The sequence below is a fragment of the Intestinibacter sp. genome (assembly GCF_051866655.1).
GTDB lineage: Bacteria > Bacillota > Clostridia > Peptostreptococcales > Peptostreptococcaceae > Intestinibacter.
On record NZ_JBJDXL010000303.1, the window covers coordinates 1 to 3,721 of the forward strand.

Annotated in this window: 3 protein-coding genes and 2 tRNA genes; all 5 read right to left on the reverse strand. The window is 31.3% G+C overall.

Going from position 1 to position 3,721, the window contains the following annotated elements; all coding sequences use genetic code 11:
- On the reverse strand, positions 1 to 1,003 hold a 1,003-nt coding region (locus ACI3VO_RS09060; protein ID WP_439757604.1), incomplete at its 3' end, for a hypothetical protein.
- Positions 1,004 to 1,409: 406 nt separating this feature from the next.
- Positions 1,410 to 1,492 (reverse strand) — tRNA-Tyr (locus ACI3VO_RS09065).
- A gap of 244 nt (positions 1,493 to 1,736) precedes the next feature.
- A tRNA-Pro gene (locus ACI3VO_RS09070) sits at positions 1,737 to 1,810 on the reverse strand.
- Positions 1,811 to 1,822: 12 nt separating this feature from the next.
- Positions 1,823 to 3,481, reverse strand: a complete 1,659-nt coding sequence (locus ACI3VO_RS09075) for a DUF2828 family protein (protein ID WP_439757605.1) — start codon at positions 3,479 to 3,481, stop codon at positions 1,823 to 1,825.
- A gap of 40 nt (positions 3,482 to 3,521) precedes the next feature.
- A partial coding sequence (locus tag ACI3VO_RS09080; RefSeq protein ID WP_439757606.1) for a hypothetical protein occupies positions 3,522 to 3,721 on the reverse strand: 200 nt, incomplete at its 5' end.

Here is a 3,721-nt window from a genome sequence, read left to right on the forward strand (position 1 = left end):
ATAACCAAGGCGATATTGACCTCCCATCCTCGAATGGATGCAAGTCCCATTTATCTATCATAAATGTTCCTTCAGGAGTTTCTACTTTATTTACATATCCACCATTCATAGTAATATAGTCTCCAATTCTGCCAAATTTATCTGCCTTAAACACTGAACTAGATGGAGTGGAAGGAGATCCTAGTTGTTCTCTTATTTTATCTACAGCATCTATATCATAAGATACTGTTCCGTCAGGATTATTTTTATAGATTCTTATAGTTTCTTTTCTTTCTGGAAGTTTTAATGCCTTTCTATATGCTTGATTTCTAAATTCTAACATTGTGTTAGTATTTAATTTTGCTGCTCCTAATGGTCTATTTTGTGCTTCTTCATTTTTTTGAAGATTAGTTATCCATTTGGGAATGTTATCTGTATCAAGATGCTTAATATTAAAGGCATCCATAAGAAATTTTTTAATTTGCTGCCTTTTAGGAGTATCTCCAGGAAATAAATTACCATACCCAAAAGGAGAAATATTTCTATACATAGATTTTCTAAATCTTTCTTGTCCATTTAATTTAATATCATTAACACTAGATATTAAAGATGCAAGATCTAGTGCGTCTCCTAATAAAGATAATGTTCCTTTTCCATAATCGCCTGACTTGAAACTATTTATTGTCTTTTTATATCCATCATTACTAGTTAGATGGTTATATCCTTTATGTATATCATATGCCGCCTGTCCTATCTGTAAACCTGGAATAAAAGTTGCTAAACCACTATCTAAAGAGGCTTTTACTGGATCTGTTCCATTATTCCAGCTACTTTCAAATCTATCCAAAACTCCTCTAAAGGTATCAAAATATTCAGATCTTTCTTTATTTGCTTCTTTTCGTGTTTTAAGAGGTTCTTTACTTTTAATCTCTATTATTGTATCTTCTCTTGGTGTATATTGTGGAAATCCAGCATCTCGCCAATATCTGCGTAATGCAGGATCTACTTTATTATTTTCTGGCATAAGTTAGTTTAATAATTTATATAAAGTCATAGTTGAAATAACTAAAAAAGAAAATAGTATTGATACTATTAAATCTATTAATAAAAAATCTACAAAAGACATATTAATTTAGTTTAATCTTTTTATAAAGAGAAGTCTGTTTATAATATATTGCTCTACCAACTAAGCTAAGAAGAATTATTTCTTCTACTGGATTCAAACCAGTGACACACGGGTTACTGACCTAAAATAATATTGCTGTTAGACTTCTAATAGTCGGAAGTGAAGGATTCGAACCTTAATTCCAAGTATGGCGTTATACATTTAACTACACTTCCGTACAGTACTTTCATTTTCACAAACTTAATACTGTTTATTTAAATTATTATCACGGCAAATGTTAAACTCATTACAGAGTTTACATGCGTTGATGGGATAGGATTCGAACCTATGAAGTCTAAAGACGTCTGAGTTACAGTCAGATGCGTTTGACCACTTCGCTACCCATCAATTTATAAACAGAGTACATTATAATTATTATTGCTATTTTTAAGAAATGGTTGAAAATTATTGCTGTGTGTACTCTATTGCGAACCTCTTTGAATAGATATTATATTATTTATAAACAATAATTTACGGAGTGCTGTTTATAAATATATAATGGATCTAAACCGATTTGTTCTGGTTGATATTTATCACTAATGCATGCTATTATAATATGGAAATATTAAACTTTGCTGTATGCACTCCATAGTAGGGTAGACTGGACTCAAACCAGCGCCCTTGATTTCCCAAAAATCACGATCTAATCAACTGATCTACTACCCTAATCCTTATGGACTATAATTGAATATAATCCATAATTTCTTGACTCGTTGCTGCTTCAAACAATTCTCTTGGAGTTTTAGGAATAGGTTTATCCTTTTCCTCCCCTCCTAATAAGAATGTAATTCCAGCAGGATCAAATCCACCCATATAGAAGAAGTTAGGAGTATCTGCAAAACTCTCAAACTTTGGACGGATTTCTTGACGACTATAGAAAGTGTTTGGAATATCCCATAAGACAATTTTGAAATTATCTACATAATCTTTAGGGAATCCTGCTTTTAATAGTTTGTCCTTAAAGAGTTGAAATGTTGTTTTACTCTTATTATTTCCATAACTGTTAAACTCTCCATCACTCACGCAGATTAATCCACTTGGAAACTTTTCTATAGGTGTATGATTATAAATCTTTATAAAGAGATCTGCAATACCTAAGAAATTAGTACTTCCATAAGCACAACTAGTATTTTTTAAATACTTGTCAGAAGGACTTTCTCCTTCCCAGTATTTTAACACTGGTTTACTGTCAAATTCCACATAACTATTAGCAAACCTTCCTTTTAGCAAGTAAGAAAAGTATAAGGCTATTGATTTGGCTACTTCATTACTATTAATATCTAATCCAACTACTTTAGAGATCATAGAAGCAGAAGTATCTATAGCTACTAAGAATGAAGATTGAGTTGAATCAGAATCTTTAGCTGTTTTTATTAAGCCTTCAAATTGTTTATCAATAGTAAATCTCTTATAAAGAGGACTTTTGTTATTCAGCCCTTTAAATAGCTCATATACAAATCCAGTAAACTTAGCTACAGGTTGTTTCTTAATCCAGTTTTCATAATCTTTTTCAAGACCATGATTTGCAAGATACTTTCCAGATACTAATAAAGCTAATGCTCTTCCATGAACTTTAGAGAAATCAATATTAAATTGACTTCTAGAAATCTGCTGCTGCCATTGATGAGCTGTTCCTGATGATTTTAACTTTCTGTAAGATTCGTAAGTATTATTAGAATGCAAATTGGGAGAAAACTCACCACTTCCAAAAAGTTTATGTGCAAGGAACTTACCAATAATAGTATCAGCTTGGGATTCTAAAGTTGTACATTTAGATCTAGCTTTAATAGTAGGAAGAAACTTCTTTACTAAATTACAGGTATTGGGATTCTCTAATCCTGCCAAAATGAAGTCAGATAATTTATCAAAATCTAGTACTTTATTATCCCAACCATGGTATTGAAGATCATAAGACATTAATTGAATAATATCTTTCCAACATCCAATTGTAATAAAAAGTGGTAGATTCTTATAAAATGCCTCACTATGATTTATAGCAAGCCATAACATTCTCATAAATGCTTCATGTCTAAGTCCAGCTCCTTTTTGTACTTTAGATGTTTCTGTTCCATCTAAGAGCTTAACTTTTCTAGTTATTAATCTAATATAGAATAATAACTTTAATGTGTACAATGGATCAATATCCCATAATGTTTTCATATCTTTAGATACAGAAGAATATGGACGTAATTGTCTATATTGAGAAATTAATCCAAATTGATCCACAAATGGATCTCCTGTGGAAGTTAGTTTAACTGAACCATTTCCACTAGTGGTATATTCTACATGCTTGGCTGTACCTATACCAAATAACTTATTTACCTTATACTCAAACATATTAGTTCATTTTATATTATTCTATATTTAAAATAAATACTCAATCAGGCGTCTTTTCAGCCCACATGTTTACTTTTCTCCTTACAAGAATTTCACCATAACTTAATATTGTAAATGTTTGACTGAGAGTAACCTTGTTTGCGGTTTCTATTGAGTATTTGTACTCGAAGCGGGACTTGAACCCGCACAGCTGCAATAGCCAAAGGATTTTAAGTCCTTCGTGTCTACCGATTCCACCAT